Raw genomic sequence first — 19,989 nt, 5'->3', positions numbered from 1 at the left:
TTTTCGTGGTGGAAATTACCACATATTTTTTACAAAATTTATGTTATTCTATTGGGAAAGAAATCGCTTGTCCTAGAATATACATATAATAGATAGGTCTAACGGATCTGAAAAAAGGTGGTTTTTTTAGTGAAGACGGTCTTTTCTTCAACTGAAGAACAAGAGCAAGAAATAGCGAGTCTCGTTTCTCGTTTCTACGAATCTGTATTTCCAAAATACTTTACGGAAAGTGAAATCCTTCATTTTCGCGAGATTGGCGTTTTAAAGCCCAATCAAAGTTCTGTCACTTACTTGGCAACATTAAGAGACGCATTTCAAGTAATGACATGTCTTCAAGTCCTCTTGTCGATATTAGACAAACAGAAGAGAGAAGATTTTATATTGATGGAATCTAAATCTGAAGAATTGTTCCAACATAACATCACTTTATTGAATGAATGTGGAATATTCTTCCCCTTTTATTATGACCATTTTTCAAGTATAAACCATGAAGCGAATAATGATATGCAGATGATGGACATCCAGGTGGCGAATCAATATTTAGTATAAGGCAAAAAAAATGAGCCGGCTATAACGGGAGAAGCATTTCCGTTAGGGCCGGCTCATTTTTTACATCCTTAATTAATATCGTGGTCCTCGAACCATTTCTCGAACGTTACTTCATCATTAAAGCCGACGATTCGTTCTTGTTCTTCCCCATTTTTATAGTGAACGATGGTCGGGGTCTTTTTGATGCCATAGTCGCTCCATCCTTGTTCAAACTCCAAAAGATTGAATTGAACTAGATCAATACCCAATTTCTCTGCCAAAGGTGCCACGACTGGTGTGGTTTTTTGACTGATTGAATTCGTAGGACTATAGAAATAAACGGTCACGTCTTTACTATCTTGGAGGTCCTGCTCCAATTCTACAGGAAGGATCAAATTTTGATAATTGGGGTCATCCAGCTGATCGACAGTAGCAGGTTTAAGCTTATCCTTGCCGTATGGATTTCCTTTTGATTTATCTTCTTTTTTCATGTTTGTAAAAACGCCCAGCAGGACAAAAAGGGCGACGATTATCACTAAAAATATAGCCATTTTCTTCATTAAGCTGCAACCTCCTTGGATCTTGTCCATACGATGTAAAAAATAATGATGAATGCAGTCAAGGCTAGAACGTGATGGTGATGAAACCAATACGTTTATATATTGTCCTTTACATGGAACCCTTCCTCATGCAAGGGTGTGGTCGGGAAAGACTGAAACCTTTGCAAAATAATGATATGTGGAAATATATGCACCGATGGCTGTTACTATCATGGTATAAAAGCAAATCCAATGATTTTTTCGAATGATTGCAATTCCTTAAATGATTGTAAAAGGATCCGTGATGATCCGCTGATACCAACAGAGCGCAAACGGTTCATTTTGCTTAATTTCAGAGAAATAAAAACTTCCAAACATAGCAATGATGGAGCAGCCAAGGCTACAGTTAATAAGTTTTCCCCATTGAAAATAGTCTTGTTCATGGTTCCTCTTCCCCATCTCTTTTTGCTCTCATGAAAAGTATAGTATGTATGGACGGGGTCTGTAAAATATATATTCTTTTTAACGGACATTAAGATTGGCTTTTATCCATGCAATTTTGAAATCCATGGGTAGGCTCAGTTGTTTTAATTTTTGAATAAGGGGTATAATTCTTATGGAAGAGATTAAAGGAGTCTGAGGAAAATGCCTAATTTGGACCTGCATAAATATGAAAAAATAATGGAAATACGTAATATGAGGCTAGGAGACATAGATGAAATAATTGCTTTGCAGTCGAGTTGCTTTCCTGGAATGGTTCCCTGGAAGCGAGAACAGCTTGAGAGTCATCTGGCAATTTTTCCAGAAGGACAGTTTGTGGCTGAATATGATGGAAAAGTGATTGGCTCATGTTCCAGTCTCATTATTAATTTTGACGAATATGATGACCGACATACATGGGATGATGTAACAGATAATGGATATATCACGAATCATAATCCGGACGGTTATAATTTATATGGGATCGAGGTCATGGTCCATCCTAAATTCCGCAGGATGAAAATTGGTCAAAGACTATATGATTCAAGGAAAGAACTTGTTGCCCATTTGAATTTAAAAAGCATCATTATCGGCGGCAGGATCCCCAATTATCATAAACATGCGGATGAACTGTTACCAAGGGAATATGTGAAAGAAGTTCAATTGCATAAAATATATGATCCGGTTCTTTCGTTCCAGCTTTTAAATGGGTTCACGCTTATGAGGATCAATCCTAATTATTTGCCGGATGATCTGCAATCGAATAAGTATGCTACGCTCATGGAGTGGAATAACGTCGATTATCAACCGAAAACAAAACGTTATTATAAAACATCAGAACCGGTAAGGATCTGCGTCGTGCAATACATGCTGCGTAAAATCGATTCATTCGAAGACTTCGCTAACCAAGTCGAGTATTTCACCGACGTTGCTTCGGATGCTAATGCGGATTTCGCCGTGTTCCCGGAATTATTCACCACCCAGCTGATGTCTTTCTTGAATGAAAGATCACCAAGCTTGGCTGTACGGAAACTGTCGGATTTCACGGAGCAGTACATTGAATTGTTTACCACTTTAGCTGTAAGGTATAACATCAATATCATCGGCGGTTCCCATTTCGTAAAAGAAGATGATGACAATATTTATAATATCGCTTATTTATTCCGGCGCGATGGGACGATTGAAAAGCAATATAAAATTCATATCACACCAAATGAAAGAAAATGGTGGGGTATTAACGCAGGTGACCGCGTTCGAGTCTTTGATACGGACTGTGGAAAAATCGCCATACAAATTTGTTATGATATTGAGTTTCCGGAACTCGCCCGGATTGCTACCGACATGGGAGCCAAAATCATATTCACTCCATTTTGTACAGAAGACAGGCAAGGCTACCTGCGAGTTCGTTACTGTGCCCAGGCCCGTGCTGTGGAAAACCAAATTTATACCGTCATTTCCGGAACGGTCGGGAATCTTCCGCAAACGGAAAATATGGATATTCAGTATGCCCAATCGGGAATCTTCGCTCCATCGGATTTCGAATTTGCGCGTGACGGCATAGTTGGGGAAACCAGCCCGAACCTTGAGATGGTCCTGATTGGCGATGTTGATTTGGAGATCTTAAGGCGGGAGCGTCAGTCTGGTACTGTAAGGCAATTGAAAGATCGCCGCCATGATATATACAATCTGCATTACAAAGATGGCGAAAAATAAAGAGGTAAAAGAGCTCGTGATGTGAAGAACGCTAGATTTGGTTCTTTTCATTACGAGCCTTTACTTCATTTATTGGAATAAATATGATAATTTTGTATATGTAAGGCAGATACATAATAATTACAAATAAGGCGTTTGGGAGGAGATGTTGGAGATGGACTGGAAATCTTTATACACCACTTGGTCAGGGTACCAGAATTTAAATGGGGAATTACGTGTCCTCCTTGAGGAAATGCAGCGGGATGAAGCAAAACTCGAAGATGCCTTTTATAAAAATTTAGAATTTGGAACAGGCGGAATGCGTGGGGAAATCGGAGTGGGAACGAACCGGATGAATCTTTACACTGTAAGGAAGGCTACGGTTGGGTTGGCTCAATATATCTCTTCGTTTGGGGAAGAAGCAAAAGGAAGAGGGGCTGTGATCGCTTATGATTCGAGACATAAGTCCCCGGAATTTGCACTCGAAGCAGCTAAGACCTTGGCTACATTTGGGGTGAAGGCTTATTTATTCGATGAATTGCGTCCGACTCCGGAATTGTCATTTGCGGTTCGTGAGCTGAATGCTTTTGCTGGAATCGTCATCACGGCAAGCCACAATCCGCCTGAATATAATGGTTACAAGGTTTATGGACCAGATGGGGCACAATTGCCACCGGAAGCGGCCGATCAAGTGATCAGCTACGTGAATGCCATTGAAAATGAGTTGGAAATTCAAATTGAAGAAGCTGAAGTCCTTAAAGGGACGGGCCTCATCGAAATGGTCGGGGAGGAATTGGATGCGGCATATAATCGTGAGTTGCTCACAGTTCCCGAGAATCCGCAGCTTGCCGAGGAAATAGATGTGTCAATTGTCTTTACACCGCTTCATGGAACGGCCAATAAATCCGTCAGGCGGGCACTGCAAAGCTTAGGGTATCAAAATTTGCATATCGTTAAGGAGCAGGAATTGCCAGATCCGGATTTTTCGACAGTTAAGTCACCAAATCCGGAGGAACCAGCTGCATTTGAAATGGCCATCGAACTTGGAAACAAAGTGGAAGCGGACTTATTGATAGCAACGGACCCAGATGCCGATCGGCTTGGAATTGCCGTGAAAAACGAGGTAGGTCAATATGTTGTCCTGACTGGAAATCAAACAGGTGCACTTTTCCTGGACTATTTACTGTCCCAGAAAAAAGAAAAAGGGAAGATACCTCAAAATGGAGTCGTCTTAAAAACAATCGTCACTTCAGAAATCGGGCGGGCGATTGCCGAGTCATATGGCTTGAAAACGGTTGATGTACTTACCGGGTTTAAGTTCATCGCCGAGAAAATAAATCAGTATCAGGTAAGCGGGGAAAATAGCTTTTTGTTTGGCTATGAAGAAAGCTACGGTTACTTGATTAAAGACTTTGCACGTGATAAGGATGCCATTCAAGCCGCAGTGCTGGCTGTTGAAGTCTGTGCTCATTATAAAAAGCAGGGATTGACACTATATGAAGGGTTACTGAATGTGTTTGAAAAATACGGCTTTTACTTGGAAGGGTTGCGTTCATTGACTTTAAAGGGCATTGAGGGAGCGAAACAGATTTCTGGAATATTGAATCAATTCCGTCAAAATCCTCCTTCCCGAATAGCTGGCATTCCAGTAGTTTCTGAAGAAGATTATCAACGCAGCAAAAAGCGTACATTACTTTCAAATAATGAAGAATTGATCGAGCTTCCGAAATCAAATGTATTGAAGTATTTCCTTGAAGATGGTACATGGGTTTGCCTTCGTCCTTCTGGCACTGAACCGAAAATTAAATTCTATTTCGGAGTCCAAGGTAAATCAATGCCAGAAGCTGAGTCCAAGTTATCGGGAGTCATGGAAGATTTCATGAGCAAGATTGAGGCGTTAGTTTAAATGTATGAAAGCTAAACGAAAGACCTTCTTCGGTCTTTCGTTTTTTTTGTGATGGCAAATTTTTAACAGCATGAATGATCAAAATTCTAGGAAATTCCGTTTCCGTTTTGGTATACTGTATTGGCGACTGATCTCGGAAAACATCGGGAAATAATGGAGGTATAAATTCATGAAATTAGTAATCATTAATGGTTCACCACGTAAACAAGGGCGTACGGGGATAGCCTCACGCTACATATCCAAGAAATACGGAGCGGAACTTATTGATTTAAGCAATAGTGAAATCCCTTTATATTCAGGTGAAGGTGAGCAATATCAATTGGATGTGATTCAAGGTCTTCGGAAAAGCATCGAGGAAGCTGATGGCGTAATTCTGACCACTCCGGAATATCATGGTTCCATGAGCGGAGCCTTGAAAAATGCCTTGGATTTTCTAAGCAGTGAGCAATTCACGCATAAACCAGTTGCACTATTGGCTGTCTCCGGCGGAGGTAAAGGCGGAATCAACGCCTTGAATTCCATGAGGACAGTGGGTCGAAGCCTTTATGCAAATGTGATCGCTAAACAATTGGTATTGGATCCACATTGCTTCGATTACGAAAATGATGGTTTATTTGAAGAGTCTGCTGTACTTGTAGAAGGTATGATTGAAGAGCTTAAAATGTATGCAACTGCATATACTGCAATGAAAAAATAATGAAATGGGGGTCAGGTATTTAAATACCTGACCCTTCCTTGTTTTTATAGGGTTTCACCAGCCAAAGTTATATCCCCGAAAATTAATCCTCTTGTATAAATTTTCCCGTTTTGCAAAAACTATAGTTAGTTTTAGCTTGGAAGCTCACTTAAATAATCACTTGTTTTTTCTGCCGCATGATCCAGATAGCGAAGCAGTGCATACAGCTGGGATTGAACGATTTGATAATCATGCTCAAACCTGTAAGCGTGTAAAAAATGTTCTATTTTTTTCGAAAGAAAGTGATCTTTCGTTCGAACCATCAATACTAACAAGCTGTCCCAATCAGAACGGTGTGTGTGAAACAATGCCTGATCATAATCCGCAATCCTCATGTTCTTCTCCCCCTTAATAAGGAGCTATTTGTATTTTGTTCAGATATGACAGAACATTTCCTTACAATAAGTGGCGATGTATTTGGACCGCGGTTGTTGCTTTTTTCCTGAATAAAAATAAAAGGTGAGTACATGAGAAAAATAATGATAATTGGAATATTGGTGCTGCTTTTTTTCCCTGAACCATCGCTGGCGGCAGAAGTGTATTCCCCTGAACAGATGGAAATGGATTTGCAACGAATCCAAAAGCAGTATGAATTGGACGTTAAAATAATCGGGCAAACTGAAAAAGGGAAAGATATAAAGGCAGTCAAATTAGGGAAAGGAAAAAGATCGATTTTGCTGGTGGGATCACATCATGGACGGGAATGGCTCAGTTCCATACTTTTAATGCGCATGCTTGAAGAGTATGCAGCCGCCTATCGAGCGGGCAAACCTGTTGGAGAATACCGGACGAAATCATTGGATGAAGTGAGCATCTGGTTTATCCCGATGCTGAATCCAGATGGAGTAAGCATCCAGCAAGGAGATCTCTCCAACTTAAATGTTTTTGAAAAGGCTGCAGTATGGAAAATGAACCGATTTAGCAGGAATTGGTCCCGGTGGAAAGCCAACGCCAAAGGCATTGATTTAAATAGGCAGTATTCGGCTGGATGGAAAGAAGTCATGAGTGATGAAACAAAACCAACGTATCAATTTTATAAAGGCGGAAAACCATTAGAAGCAGCTGAAGTAATAGCGCTTACGGATTTCACGAAGGAGGTCGATCCCCTTATTGCTGTTTCCTACCATACCTCAGGAAGGGAAATCTTTTGGCATTACAAAAATAAACGGAAAAATATGGCGAGGGATTATGGGATTGCCAAAAAGACTGCCGAATTGACTGGGTATGAACTGACCTTTCCGGAAAAAGAAGCGGTAGGAAGCGGATTTACGGATTGGTTCATAACCGAATTCCGCCGCCCGGGAATGACGATCGAACTTAGTTATTTAGTGGATGAAACCAATCCGCCGTTGACTGTGTTTCCTGAGGAATGGGAGAGGAATCGATTAGTTGGAATCATGCTTGTAAATGAAGCGAAGCAGCTGCATAACAACTGAACAATTTTTACATAATAATAGTAAGCGGAAAGTATGAGGAGGAAAAGATTTTGAAAAAAGTCATCGTGATGCTAATGGGGTTTTTCTTGATCATACAAACAGGGGCCATTTCAGCACAGGCCCAAAAACCCGATTACGAAAAATACGGAAAGATTGCAATTACTGTTTTGCAGGCAGATTATCCTGAAGTTGAGATTAACGATTACGAATATAAGGGCAGAAAAACTGTATCGAAAGATCTCGTCGAAGACAATTTCAGATTTTTGGTCGATGATAAAGGTCAGCAGTTCAATGTCATCGTGACCGTACAACATGATTTGAAAAATGAAAAATTACTTAGTTTGAAGGTCACGGAGCAAAAAGGAAAGTGAGCTCAGAACAAACGGAAAATTCAAGGGATGCATCTTACCGGACATCTTCACCTCGAGAAGATGTTTTTTTCTGATTTCTTTTATAGGTCGTTGGGAAAATGGTGGATACCGGATTAGTTGCCAATGGAAAGTGATTCACATCCGTTCAGCTGCCATGAAGTTTTCATTGCATTTATGAGCATCTAACCAGTATAGTTAGTATCAGATTGAAACAATAAGCTTGATTGTAGGGGTATTAGAAAATGAGAAAGTTTAAGAAAGTTTATGTGGAAATTACGAATATATGTAATTTGAAGTGTAATTTTTGTCCAAGTTCCAGCTTGCAAAGGACCCTGAAATTCATGGATCCGGAAGGGTTTACGGATGTAATCAAGAAAATCAAACCACACACCGATCATATTTATTTTCATCTGATGGGTGAACCATTTTTAAATAAAAATTTGGGTACATTCCTGGATATCAGTGCTGAAAATGACCTGAAGGTTAATATTACAACGAACGGTACTTTGATTCAAAAGGTCAAAGACAAGCTGCTCTCCAAAAAAGCCCTTCGGCAGGTGAATATTTCACTTCATAGCTTTGAGGCAAACGATACGAGCAATAGTCTTGATTCTTATGTCAGTAATATTGCCGATTTCATAAATGAAGCAAATGAAAAAAGTGAAGTGATTTGTGCCATCCGTTTATGGAATATGGATACGGCTGAATTAAAAGCGAGTAATGGTTTGAACGACGATATTCTTAGCATGCTGGAGGAGAAGCTTTCATTGGACATCCGCTTAAGTGAAGCTCTTCAGCAAAAGAATAATATTAAGTTGAAGGACCGGGTTTATATAAACATGGCCGAAAAATTCGAGTGGCCGGAATTGGACCGTGACATTATCGATGAAAATATTTTCTGCTATGCTCTTAGAGATCAGTTAGGCATCTTGGTGGATGGTACAGTGGTACCTTGTTGCTTGGATAGTGAAGGGAAAATACCGCTTGGAAATATATTTGAAACATCACTTGAAGACATTTTAAATGGTGAACGTGCGAAAAATATGTTTGATGGTTTTTCAAGAAGATGTGCAGTTGAAGAATTATGTAAACGCTGTGGCTATGCAAAGCGTCATAAAAAATAAGGTTAAGAAAAATCACGGAGACCATCTTCGTGGTTTCAGACTGTAGGCAAACTCTATGAAAACTCAGTTTGCCTGCAGTTTTTTATTTAAAAAGTTCAGTTGATTTCAGAAATCCGCTCCCTTTCCGCCGACTGTCTGCCAAGCCGCATCAAAGCAAGCGCCTGTGGTGTCTCGGCTAGCCAGTAATTCGGCAGGAGTGTCGCAAATTTCTTCAATCCAATGAGGATTAGAGTAATAAACCATAAAGGCCGGAGCACTATATTCGACCGTTCACCATTTTGTCGCCAAACTGAAATCACGAAGTCCATCTTCGTGGTTTCGGACTGTAGGTAAACTCTATGAAAACTCAGTTTGCCTGCAGTTTTTTATTTAAAAAGTTCAGTTGATTTCAGAAATCCGCCCCCTTTCCGCCGACTGTCTGCCAAGCCGCATCAAAGCAAGCGCCTGTGGTGTCTCGGCTAGCCAGTAATTCGGCAGGAGTGTCGGCAAATTTCTTCAATCCAATGAGGATTATAGTAATAAACCATAAAGGCCGGAGCACTATATTCGACCGTACACGCACTATATTCGACCCACCCCGCACATTATTAGACCGTTGAGGCACTATATTCGACCGTACACGAATTTTTTTGACCTTCACCTCACTATTCGGACTCCGAACACCATTTTGTCGCCAAACTGAACCACGGAGTCCATCTTCGTGGTTTTTTTGTGTGATTAAATGATATTGCCCCTTCTTCTTTATTAAAAATTCAGAATATTATTGTTTTTTTGGAAGTCCCGTGATAGAATACTCTCTATTATTGATGAAGTGAAAACTTCATATTGTCATATAAAAAGTATTGGATTCATATCTTGCTTCAGAGGGGATGTTTTATGGTTTTACAGCAAAAAGTTAAAGAAGTATTCCCTGGTTTATCCACTGGTCAAAAAAAGGTAGCAAAATACTTGTTAGTGCATTCACATACATTTGCAGTCACTTCAGCTCAAGAGCTCGGAAAAGATATAGGGGTGAGTGAAACGACCATCATCCGCTTTTGCTATTCATTAGGGTTAAGTGGATATGCGGAACTTCAAAAACTTATTCGCAATCAGTTGATATACGAGAGCAGCAGTTTGAATGAATATCATTCTTCAAAACTTGAAGCCGCGAATCAGCCAAACTTCATGGCTCAGGTGATGGGGCAAGATATCATCAGCATCGAAAAGACAATGAAAAATTTATCAAATGAAGATTTCTCCAAAACAGTTGATAAATTGGTGGCAGCTGACAATGTTTTGATATCCGGACACCGGTTATCATTTTCAGCAGCACATTGGTTAACCTTTACGATGAGGCTTGTTAGGGAAGAGGTCCATTTATATAGGCCTGATACAGATGATATTTTTTTACTGTTGAATAAAATGACTGAAAATTCCGTTTTTGTAGCCATCTCTTTTCACCGCTATGTTAAAGAGACGGTGAAAATCACGGAAATGGCCAAAAAAGCGGGTGCATTTGTAATTGGTGTTACGGATTCTGAACTGGCTCCAATTGCTGAATTCGCTGACATATTATTGCCCATTTCAACACCTAGGACCTCCACTATCGATACGGCACCGGTGTTATTCTCACTATTGAATAGTTTAGTAGCTGGTGTATCGATTAAGGATGAACAGGGTTTCAAAGAAAGAAAAGCTATATATGATGCGTTCAATCAAGATGAATTTTTCTTTTGAGATTAAATTTCCATCAGTTCGGTGAACAAGCCGATTAAACCGGGATACAAGGGGGAGACAGAAATGGATATCACACAGTCTATCGAAAAATTAAGGCCTCGTATTCTCGAGATCTTTGACCATTTACACGCACATCCTGAAACGAGTTGGAATGAAGTGAATACGACAGCTTTCATTTCAAATATTTTGACGGAAAATCAGTGTACGGTGAAAACATTCAAGGACTGTACAGGAGTGGTTGGGGAAATCGGGGATGGGAATTTCACGGTAGGGTTACGATCGGATATCGATGCACTTTGGCAGGAGGTGGATGGGACGTTTCAAGCCAATCATTCCTGTGGACACGATGGGCATATGACCTTGGCACTTGGAGTATTCCTGTTATTGAAAGAAATGGACTTTCATCCAAGAGGCAAACTGAAATTCATTTTTCAGCCTGCTGAAGAAAAAGGTACGGGCGCCTTGAAGATGATTGAAGAAAAAGTATTGGATGATGTCGATTTCCTTTATGGGGTGCACTTAAGACCGGTTGAGGAAGTAAAGGATGGGCAAGCGGCGCCAGCCATTGTCCATGGTGCCGCTCAATTCATTAAAGGAGAAATAGCGGGGACCGATGCACATGGAGCCAGACCGCATCAAGGGCAAAATGCCATCGAGATAGGAGCAGCATTCATCACTTTGTTAAATGGTATCCATCTCAATCCATCCATCCCTTATTCGGCAAAAATGACGCAGTTTTTTGCTGGAGGAGAAAGCTCCAATATCATCCCTGGGAGAGCCACTTTTTCATTGGATTTACGGGCACAGGATAATGCAATGATGGAAGAGCTCACCAAAAAGGTGGAAAAGGTTGCAGAATCTTTGGCCATTGTCCATGGAGTTGAAGTGAAACTCGAACCGGGAACCAATGTTGCCGCAGCAACCGTGAACGATCAAGCCCAGGAAATAATGGCTGAAGCGATAGCCGATACACTCGGGGAAGAAAATCTGGTAGCGCCTGTCATTACGACAGGAGGAGAGGATTTTCATTTTTATACGTTGAAAAGACCTGAACTTAAAGCGACGATGCTTGGATTGGGCTGTGATTTGGCACCAGGGCTTCATCATCCGAAAATGACGTTCAACAAAGATGCTTTGTTATCGGGGATTGAAATCCTGACCAAAGCCATCATACTGACTTTCGAGAAATATGGGGAGGGGGGACACTTACATGAGTGATGAATTTATCATTAAATCCCTATCAACACTTGAGGATTTACAAGAAGTGCAGCGACTGGAAGTTCTTGTATGGGGCATGGATTGCGTTCCCATCCATCAGACGATTACGGCAGTCAAAAACGGCGGGCTTGTTTTAGGCGGCTACATCAATGGTCAGTTAGTCGGGTTTCAATACAGTTTCCCGGGATTCAAGGACGGAAGGGCATATCTTTGTTCACATATGTTAGCAATCCATCCTGCCCATCAAAAGAAGGGCTACGGCAAATTACTTAAACTTGCACAAAAAGAAGAAGCACTCAAAAAAGGTTACGACTTGATCACATGGACGTATGATCCATTGGAAAGTGTGAATGCAAACTTGAACATCGGTAAGCTAAAAGCTGTTTGCTCTACGTATATGGATGATTGTTATGGAAATATGAAGGATACCCTCAATGAAGGATTGTCCACTGATCGATTCATGGTGGAATGGAATATACGGCAGGAAGCAAAGGAAGAGACTCCGCTTCCAGATAAAGCCATACACATCGTAACGACAGGAATGAATGACCAAGGCTTTCCTTACATCAAGGATTATCATTTTGAAACCAATGCAGAGATGATTGCCATACCCATTCCGACAGATATTCAACAAATCAAAAAAGCTGATCTCAGCCTTGCGATTGATTGGCGGTTAAAAACCGGTGAATTATTCAAAACGCTTTTTGCCAAAGGTTATGTTGCAGCAGGGATTGAACGGGAACAAGGTGGAAATATTCAAAACTATTTATTAAAAAAAACAAGAATAAGAGGGGAATCGGGATGAAAATAACAGAAGTGCGTTTACGTCATTTAAATATGGATTTGGTAGCTCCCTTTACAACTAGCTTTGGAACGTTTGTGGATAAGGAGTTCATTCTTGTGGAAGTGAAAAATGGAGAGGGGCTTTCAGGTTGGGCTGAATCTGTGGCGTTTTCAGCACCTTGGTATAACGAAGAAACCATAAAAACCAATTGGGCCATGCTGGAGGATTTCCTGATACCGCTTGTATTGGATAAAGAAATAGAGCATCCCCGTGATGTATCGGATATGTTCTCGCATATTCGTAAGAATAATATGGCAAAATCGGCAATCGAGGGAGCCATCTGGGATTTATACGCGAAAGAAAATAATATCCCATTAAGTATGGCTTTAGGCGGAGAACTGGAAAAAATCGATGTTGGGATCAGTATCGGCATCCAAAAAACGGTACCTGAATTACTGGCGAAGATAGAAGCTGGATTGAAGGATGGGTATAAAAGAATAAAAATGAAAATCCAACCAGGTTGGGATGTAAATGTAATCCGGGAAGTGCGCAATCGATATCCCGATGTCCCGATCATGGCAGATGCAAACTCCGCTTACCGTCTGAAAGACATCGAATTACTGAAACAGCTTGATCAATTTGATTTAATGATGATCGAGCAGCCTTTGTCATCAGATGATATTGTCGATCATGCCACATTACAAGCGGAAATCAAAACACCGATTTGCTTGGATGAAAGTATACATTCCGTGGAAGATGCAAGAAAAGCCCTTGAATTGGGAAGCTGTAAAATCATTAATATTAAGATCGGCAGGGTTGGCGGTTTAACGGAAGCAATGAAAATACATGAATTATGTAAAGAAAGGGATGTACCGGTTTGGTGCGGAGGCATGTTGGAATCTGGTGTGGGGCGTGCCCATAATATCGCATTGACAACACTTGATAACTTCACGATGCCTGGCGATACGGCAGCATCCGCGAATTATTGGCATAAAGACATCATCCAACCGGAGGTTACAGTGGAAGATGGAGTCATAACCGTTCCAAAGGCGGCGGGCATTGGCTATGAAGTAGATTACGCTGCGGTCGATGAATTCACTTCCTATAGTAAAAGATATACCAAATGATAAATGTACAAGAGTTGTAAATAAAAGTGCCTCCCAGCTTCGGCCCGTTAACTTGAAGCTGGGAGGGGATTGTAGAACAGGATAATGATGAAAGGGAAGATATTTCTTTTAACTTTAATTGTCAGAATAATCATATAATTAAGGTGGTATGTGATATGAAAAACAGTGTAAATCTTGCAGGTGCATATATTGGAATCATCATTGGAGCAGGTTTCGCTTCAGGACAAGAAGTATTACAGTTCTTCACGAGTTTTGGAATCTACAGTGTATTGGGAATTTTGGTGGCAACAGCTTTATTCGCGTTTTTAGGCATGCAAGTTACTCAATTGGGGAGCACTCTCCAAACACGCTCCCATAAAAGCATCATCGATCATATTTGTGGCCGTTATATAGGCAGGGTGGTCGATATTATTATCACATTTTTCTTGTTTGGCGTTACAGTCATCATGATTGCCGGTTCCGGAACTATTTTTGAAGAACAATTCGGGATTCCAAGTATAGTTGGTGCAATCGTTATGACGGTGCTCACGATTGGTACTCTTTTACTTAATGTTAACAAAATTATGTCCATCATAAGTGCCGTAACACCGTTTTTATTTGTTATCATGATCATTATATCAGGTTATTCATTTTTCACATCCGATCTAAGTTTCAATCAAATCATTTCATCTTCAAGTAAAGGAACGGCTGCAACCGGAAATTGGTTGATGGGTTCATTACTTTATGTTTCATATAATATGACTGCCGGAATTGCCATGCTAGCCGTAATGGGAGGGACCTTCAAGAATAAGAAAGAGGCTGGTATGGGAGGGATTCTAGGAGGTATCGGATTGGGAATCTTGCTATTCTTGATCAATTTGGGGATGATGTCCGACTTGAAGGGCATAGAAAGCTCAGGTATGCCTACCCTTCATCTAGCGAATCAGATTTCTCCATGGTTGGGATATCTCCTATCAATCATCCTTTTAGGAATGATTTATAATACTGCTGTCGGGATGTTGTATGCATTCACCGCCAGGTTGGTGCCTGCCGAAACGAAACGCTTTAAAATATCCGTGATCATGGTCGGGATCCTCGCTTTTCTTGCAAGTTTCGTTGGCTTTATTCAATTGGTTGGGACGGTATACCCAATCACAGGATACTTAGGCTTTGTTATCATAGCAGCGCTCATCATTTCCTGGATCCGTTCAAAAACGAAAAAAGAGGCTGTGAATACGGAATTAGTGAAATTTTAATATCAATAGGATTGAGTGCAGAACTGCATGAAACATTTGGCCTGACATCTTCTTCATGGAGGTGTTTTTTTCTGTTATCGAGGACCTTTACTCATGATCACGGCATTTTTCCTCCTTTTTTTCATACATTAGTTTAAAGGCGGAAGACAAGGGGGATATCGGATGAATGAAGCGGAGCAAAAGGCTCTGGAATATGCCATTAGTGAAATTACTGAAATAGCAACGGGGTTCGGGTTGGATTTTTACCCGATGCGTTATGAAATTTGCCCTTCAGAAATCATTTATACATTTGGTGCCTATGGGATGCCGACCCGTTTTTCTCATTGGAGCTTTGGGAAGCAATTTCATAAAATGAAGCTGCAGTACGACTTTGGATTAAGTAAGATCTATGAACTGGTCATTAACTCTGATCCTTGTTACGCTTTTCTGCTGGACTCCAATTCACTTGTACAAAATAAATTGATTGTTGCCCACGTTTTGGCGCATTGTGATTTCTTTAAGAATAATATACGTTTCAATAATACTAAGAGAGATATGGTAGAAAGTATGTCGGCAACGGCAGAAAGAATCCGTGAATATGAAATCCTGCATGGCAAAAAGGAAGTGGAAACCTTCCTCGATGCACTTTTAGCCATTGAAGAACATATCGATCCGTCGCTGATGAGACCGAAGCTTGCCTGGACGATGGAAGATGAGGAAGAAGAAGAGGAAATAAAACCGGCAGCCACACAATACGATGATTTATGGAACCTTGATAATAAGGATAAACCGAAGCAATCGAACATTAAAAAGAGAAAAAAATTCCCGCCAAGGCCTGAAAAGGATATTATGCTTTTCATAGAACAGTACAGCAGGGATTTAGCCGATTGGCAACGGGATATCATGACGATGATCCGGGAAGAGATGCTGTATTTCTGGCCGCAGCTGGAAACGAAGATCATGAACGAAGGCTGGGCATCCTACTGGCATCAGCGCATAATCCGTGAATTGGATCTATCTTCAGGGGAAGCCATTGAATTCGCAAAATTGAACGCAGGCGTCGTTCAGCCATCACGGACCAGCATCAATCCTTATTATCTTGGATTGAAAGTGCTTGAAGATATTGAAGAACGCTATGATAATCCAACTGAAGAAATGATCAAGCTGGGCGTCAAGCCTGGATCTGGCCGGGAAAAGATGTTCGAAGTCAGGGAAATCGAATCGGATATTTCCTTTCTCCGCAATTATTTGACGAAAGATCTGGTCATGCGAGAGGATATGTACTTATTCCAAAAGCAGGGCAAAGACTATAAAATCGTCGATAAAGCATGGGAGCATGTTCGTGATCAACTCGTGAGTATGAGGGTTAACGGCGGTTTCCCTTATATCACAGTAAATGATGGGGACTTCATGCGCAATGGGGAACTTTATCTAAAACATTGGTATGAAGATATTGAACTGGATCTGAAGTACCTCGAAAAAGTCATGCCATATATCCATCAGCTCTGGGGCCGCTCCGTTCATATGGAATCAGTCATTGAAGGAAAAGAAGTCCTGTTTTCCTATGATGGAAAAGGTATTCACCGGAAATATTTATAAAGCAGAAAAAACTGCCGATCACTCGGCAGTTTTCTTGTTTCAAGCTCTATTATTCGTTATAAAGAATCTTGATACTTGTGATTTGCAACTATTAATGTTATAAATCGGTTATGTAATTTGGAAAAAACTCATTAGGCAAACGGAAGGGGAAAGGCATGATCATTCGTGAAGCGATGGAAACGGACATAGTTTCCATCAAAGAAATTTACAATCAAGGGATTGAGGATCGGGTTGCCACGTTAGAAACAGAGATGAAGGACCAAACCTACATGAAGGAATGGTTTGCCAAACACAGCGGTCGATATAAGGTAATTGTCGCTGACCAAGAAGGGGAAATCGCTGGATGGGCTTCCTTGAATCCATATAACAGCCGCGATGCTTATAATGGGGTGGCTGATTTATCCGTTTATATCTCACGAGATCATCGAGGAAAAGGGATTGGCGGTTTATTGCTGCAATCAATAGAAAAGCTCGCAAAAGAAAATGACTTCAATAAAATTGTGTTATTCACTTTTCCCTTTAACCAGATGGGTCAAGGATTGTACAAAAAACGGGGGTATCGCGAAGTGGGAGTATTTAAGAGCCAAGGAATTTTAGACGGGAAATTTGTTGATGTGATGGCTATGGAGAAATTACTGTAAATAAAAAAGGGGTAGGGATTATAACTGTTAACCATTCAAGCGTATTGTCTGTTGGTTATTTTGATGCCTATTTCAAACTGCTTTAACTTCTCGTGAACCAGGGTTGGAAAAGGCAAAAGAATTCATCGAAACAAACTTTTTTAAAGGAGAAGCGTGCTATTACGGCGAGTAAACTCACCAAAATTTCATGACGGCTTTTAACAAGCTAAAAGGATCAATGAAACAATAGTTGAATCAAATAGTTGCAAAATGCAAATAATTAGCGTATAAATAAAGTGAGGTGAAAGTAATGGAAAATGAAAACCTTAGAGGTCTCTTCCAACTCTTAACAAGACGTTTTGGATTATTAAATAAAAATTGTTGCAGCGCTGATGGAATTGAGATATCCCTCGTTCAAAGCCATATCCTGTATGAAATAAACCGACAAAACCGTGCTTCCATCCAGCAAATTGCAGAAACCCTGGGAACGGATATTACGACGTTTAGTCGACAAATCCAATCCCTTATAAAATTGAATTTAGTCACAAAAACTCCTGATGCAGAAGATAGGAGAATTTCTATCCTTTCTCTGACCGAGGAAGGCGTGAAAATCAATCAAACCATCGATCAACAAATGAATGATTACTTGAATGAGATCTTCAAGACGATGAATGAGTTTGAAAAGGAATCCGTCGTGCGGTCTCTGACATTGCTTAATGATCGAATGTTGAAGTCTTCCGTATGTTGTACTACTCCTTGGGGGTAGTACAATTTTTCGGCAATACTTGCAAATTACAACTTATTTATGGGGAAAGATTCATGAAGAAAAACTGGAGGGAACAAGGATGGTTCAATTTGATAAAAATGCATTACCCGTAGCAATTATAGGCGGGGGTCCTGTGGGGCTTGCTGCTGCCGCTCATTTACTAAAAAAAGGGGAGAAGTTTATCGTATTGGAAGCAGGCGCCTCGGTTGGTTCCAGCATGCTGGAGTGGGGACACGTTCGAATGTTTTCTCCGTGGCAATATAACATCGATAAAGCAGCAAAGGAATTACTGGAGAAGTCTGGTTGGGCTTCACCAAACGAAGAAGCTTTGCCGACAGGTCGCGAATTGGTAGAAGAGTACCTTCAGCCGCTAAGTAACCTTCCAGAAATAAAAGAAAAGATTATGTTGCAGGCAAAAGTAGTCGGTGTTGCCAAAAAGGCTCACGATAAATTAAAAACAGGAAAACGGGACACTGTTCCCTTTCAACTGTATGTAGAAGTGAATGGTGACACAACAGTCATTGAAGTGAAAGCAGTGATTGATTCATCAGGTACTTGGACCAATCCAAACCCGATCCTTTCCAATGGTATCTGGACGAATGCGGAGAGACAATTACACAAACAAATCCACTATGGCATCCCTAACGTCGTACAACTAGAAGACAGATATCAAAATAAAACGACCGTGGTGATTGGAAGCGGCCATTCTGCCATCAATGCCCTATTGGATCTGGCAACCTTACAGCAAAAATTTACGAATACCAAGATCTACTGGGTTCTTCGTAAAAAACAAATCCATGAAGTGTACGGTGGGCAAGAAAACGATGGATTGGCAGCTCGTGGAGAATTGGGCATAAGAATTCAGCAATTAGTGGAATCTGGACGAATCAATATTCTTACTCCCTTTCATATTAACGGAGTTACTCCAACAAACGGTAAAATCACGGTGGTGGGAGAACTAAACGGAGAAGAATTCACACTCGGTGAGATCGATGAAATCGTTGTGAGTACGGGCTTCAGACCCGATACATCCTTTTTAAATGAAATAAGGATAAACCTTGATTCAGCTGTGGAAAGCATAGAAGCGCTTGCCCCACTAATTGACCCTAATATTCATAGTTGTGGAACGGTGCGACCGCATGGTGAACAAGAATTACGGCACCCTGAAAAGAACTTCTATATTGTTGGCATGAAGAGTTATGGAAGAGCACCTACATTCCTACTGGCGACAGGCTACGAACAAGTCCGTTCCGTGGTGGCTTATCTTACAGGGGATGTGGAGGGAGCAAAAGAAGTACACTTGGAACTCCCTGAAACAGGAGTTTGCAGTGTGAATCTGGCTTCTAGCTCATGCAACTCTGATACTCCAGCAACTGAAACTAAGGATGGTTCTTGCTGTGGCAGCCCCGTTCTAGCGAGATTAGAAGTTAAAAACAATTCTTCTTGTTGCGAATAAATCAAAAGACCAGTCTGAAACCAGGCTGGTCTTTTGATTTGATACTTTTTATTTCGAGATGCAATATAAAATTATTTTTGGATAGTCGGACCACTACTTATTGTGTCTTCTTTGGCCCTATTAAGCAACGCACCCGTTAGTGAAAGGGCAAAAAGGCATTAATCATCAGAAAAACTTCAATGCGTTATTCTTTCTTTTTCCAAGACATTAAATCAGAAAATGCCAATCCAAATGATACACCCAAAGGAATAACTAAATCACAAACATCCATTTCTGAACGTCTAAAAAAGTAAGAAAGAAGATAGTGCAAAGCACTTAAAGAAATAAACCAAATAATAAACGTAAAAAACCTTTTTCTTATTTGAATCCAATTTAACTTCCTTGTATTCGCAATAACTAAAAATATTGAGAACAAACCATATAGAAGAAGATAAATTACATATCCTATAATAAATTTATGAGATAGCGAAGTATCAATATCCTTATATATTATAAATATCGTAAGTATGGTTCCTGCCAAAAGTACAATAAACAAAATTAAGTTTATCGAAATATATTTCTTCATCTTTTACCCTTACCTTCAAAGTCTAGATACCTTTTGATTATCTCAAAATATCAGAATTAGGTATCCTTTTTCAACTAACCTGCCCCGATAGTTCCATAAGAAACTTCTA

The 19,989-nt window shown here is 40.4% G+C and carries 22 protein-coding genes; 16 read left to right on the top strand and 6 right to left on the bottom strand.

The genetic code is table 11. The annotated features are described in order from the left end of the window. Positions 1-129: 129 nt before the first annotated feature. Entirely contained in the window at positions 130-549 is a 420-nt protein-coding gene (locus J7J00_RS05790) for a DUF5365 family protein (protein WP_214788643.1), read from the top strand. A 68-nt stretch (positions 550-617) separates the two neighbouring features. Here J7J00_RS05790 and J7J00_RS05785 read toward each other — a convergent pair whose 3' ends face one another. Then, complete coding sequence (locus J7J00_RS05785; protein ID WP_214788640.1) at positions 618-1,088, bottom strand: thioredoxin family protein; 471 nt, start codon at positions 1,086-1,088, stop codon at positions 618-620. Positions 1,089-1,297: 209 nt separating this feature from the next. Continuing rightward, positions 1,298-1,510, bottom strand: coding sequence for a hypothetical protein (locus J7J00_RS05780; protein ID WP_214788637.1), 213 nt, complete (start codon positions 1,508-1,510; stop codon positions 1,298-1,300). A gap of 202 nt (positions 1,511-1,712) precedes the next feature. Here J7J00_RS05780 and J7J00_RS05775 point away from each other — a divergent pair, with 202 nt between their 5' ends. The 3 genes from J7J00_RS05775 to J7J00_RS05765 all read left to right on the top strand — a co-directional run bounded on the left by J7J00_RS05775 (position 1,713) and on the right by J7J00_RS05765 (position 5,842). Further along, positions 1,713-3,260, top strand: a complete 1,548-nt coding sequence (locus tag J7J00_RS05775) for a carbon-nitrogen hydrolase family protein (RefSeq protein ID WP_214788634.1) — start codon at positions 1,713-1,715, stop codon at positions 3,258-3,260. Positions 3,261-3,414: 154 nt separating this feature from the next. Continuing rightward, positions 3,415-5,145: a phospho-sugar mutase gene (locus J7J00_RS05770; RefSeq protein ID WP_214788631.1), complete on the top strand. Its 1,731-nt coding sequence runs from the start codon at positions 3,415-3,417 to the stop codon at positions 5,143-5,145. A 169-nt stretch (positions 5,146-5,314) separates the two neighbouring features. Continuing rightward, positions 5,315-5,842, top strand: coding sequence for an NADPH-dependent FMN reductase (locus tag J7J00_RS05765; protein WP_076367619.1), 528 nt, complete (start codon positions 5,315-5,317; stop codon positions 5,840-5,842). Between the two features lie 131 nt (positions 5,843-5,973). On the opposite strand, the gene J7J00_RS05760 is transcribed toward J7J00_RS05765, so the two are convergent. Then, complete coding sequence (locus tag J7J00_RS05760) at positions 5,974-6,216, bottom strand: YhdB family protein (RefSeq protein WP_048689737.1); 243 nt, start codon at positions 6,214-6,216, stop codon at positions 5,974-5,976. Between the two features lie 132 nt (positions 6,217-6,348). On the opposite strand from J7J00_RS05760, the gene J7J00_RS05755 reads away from it, so the two are divergent. From J7J00_RS05755 to J7J00_RS05745, 3 genes are all read left to right on the top strand, one after another. Further along, complete coding sequence (locus tag J7J00_RS05755) at positions 6,349-7,317, top strand: M14 family zinc carboxypeptidase (protein WP_214788629.1); 969 nt, start codon at positions 6,349-6,351, stop codon at positions 7,315-7,317. Between the two features lie 50 nt (positions 7,318-7,367). Continuing rightward, positions 7,368-7,688, top strand: coding sequence for a DUF3889 domain-containing protein (locus J7J00_RS05750; RefSeq protein ID WP_214788626.1), 321 nt, complete (start codon positions 7,368-7,370; stop codon positions 7,686-7,688). Positions 7,689-7,930: 242 nt separating this feature from the next. Then, positions 7,931-8,812, top strand: coding sequence for a radical SAM/SPASM domain-containing protein (locus tag J7J00_RS05745; RefSeq protein ID WP_214788624.1), 882 nt, complete (start codon positions 7,931-7,933; stop codon positions 8,810-8,812). A gap of 95 nt (positions 8,813-8,907) precedes the next feature. On the opposite strand, the gene J7J00_RS05740 is transcribed toward J7J00_RS05745, so the two are convergent. Further along, complete coding sequence (locus J7J00_RS05740; protein ID WP_214788622.1) at positions 8,908-9,111, bottom strand: hypothetical protein; 204 nt, start codon at positions 9,109-9,111, stop codon at positions 8,908-8,910. Positions 9,112-9,200: 89 nt separating this feature from the next. After that, positions 9,201-9,374 (bottom strand): hypothetical protein, encoded by a 174-nt coding sequence (locus J7J00_RS05735; protein WP_214788620.1) that lies wholly within the window; start codon positions 9,372-9,374, stop codon positions 9,201-9,203. A 314-nt stretch (positions 9,375-9,688) separates the two neighbouring features. Here J7J00_RS05735 and J7J00_RS05730 point away from each other — a divergent pair, with 314 nt between their 5' ends. The 9 genes from J7J00_RS05730 to J7J00_RS05690 all read left to right on the top strand — a co-directional run bounded on the left by J7J00_RS05730 (position 9,689) and on the right by J7J00_RS05690 (position 19,315). After that, positions 9,689-10,531 carry a MurR/RpiR family transcriptional regulator gene (locus J7J00_RS05730; protein ID WP_214788618.1) on the top strand — a complete coding sequence of 281 codons (843 nt, stop codon included), beginning with the start codon at positions 9,689-9,691 and terminating at the stop codon, positions 10,529-10,531. Between the two features lie 63 nt (positions 10,532-10,594). After that, positions 10,595-11,749, top strand: a complete 1,155-nt coding sequence (locus tag J7J00_RS05725; protein ID WP_214788616.1) for a M20 peptidase aminoacylase family protein — start codon at positions 10,595-10,597, stop codon at positions 11,747-11,749. Beyond that, entirely contained in the window at positions 11,742-12,554 is an 813-nt protein-coding gene (locus J7J00_RS05720; RefSeq protein ID WP_214788614.1) for a GNAT family N-acetyltransferase, read from the top strand. Before J7J00_RS05725 ends, J7J00_RS05720 begins: the two co-directional genes overlap by 8 nt. Then, entirely contained in the window at positions 12,551-13,660 is a 1,110-nt protein-coding gene (menC, locus tag J7J00_RS05715) for an o-succinylbenzoate synthase (protein WP_214788612.1), read from the top strand. Before J7J00_RS05720 ends, menC begins: the two co-directional genes overlap by 4 nt. A 155-nt stretch (positions 13,661-13,815) precedes the next feature. After that, the gene (locus J7J00_RS05710; RefSeq protein WP_214788609.1) at positions 13,816-14,895 is read left to right on the top strand and encodes a YkvI family membrane protein; all 1,080 of its coding nucleotides are present in this window, start codon (positions 13,816-13,818) and stop codon (positions 14,893-14,895) included. Positions 14,896-15,057: 162 nt separating this feature from the next. Continuing rightward, positions 15,058-16,473, top strand: a complete 1,416-nt coding sequence (locus J7J00_RS05705; protein WP_214788606.1) for a SpoVR family protein — start codon at positions 15,058-15,060, stop codon at positions 16,471-16,473. 155 nt (positions 16,474-16,628) lie between these two features. After that, positions 16,629-17,114, top strand: a complete 486-nt coding sequence (locus tag J7J00_RS05700) for an arsinothricin resistance N-acetyltransferase ArsN1 family A (protein ID WP_214788603.1) — start codon at positions 16,629-16,631, stop codon at positions 17,112-17,114. A 289-nt stretch (positions 17,115-17,403) separates the two neighbouring features. Further along, positions 17,404-17,859: a MarR family winged helix-turn-helix transcriptional regulator gene (locus J7J00_RS05695; RefSeq protein WP_214788600.1), complete on the top strand. Its 456-nt coding sequence runs from the start codon at positions 17,404-17,406 to the stop codon at positions 17,857-17,859. Between the two features lie 79 nt (positions 17,860-17,938). After that, complete coding sequence (locus J7J00_RS05690) at positions 17,939-19,315, top strand: NAD(P)-binding domain-containing protein (RefSeq protein ID WP_214788597.1); 1,377 nt, start codon at positions 17,939-17,941, stop codon at positions 19,313-19,315. A 184-nt stretch (positions 19,316-19,499) separates the two neighbouring features. Here J7J00_RS05690 and J7J00_RS05685 read toward each other — a convergent pair whose 3' ends face one another. Continuing rightward, a complete protein-coding gene (locus J7J00_RS05685) occupies positions 19,500-19,880 on the bottom strand; it encodes a hypothetical protein (protein WP_214788594.1) in 381 nt (126 codons plus the stop codon). Between the last annotated feature and the right edge of the window lie 109 nt (positions 19,881-19,989).

The organism is Bacillus sp. ISL-4, from assembly GCF_018613275.1.
Lineage (GTDB): Bacteria > Bacillota > Bacilli > Bacillales > DSM-1321 > Peribacillus > Peribacillus simplex_E.
The sequence above is the reverse complement of the archived record's forward strand: the minus strand, read 5'-3'. Positions and strand labels throughout refer to the sequence as shown.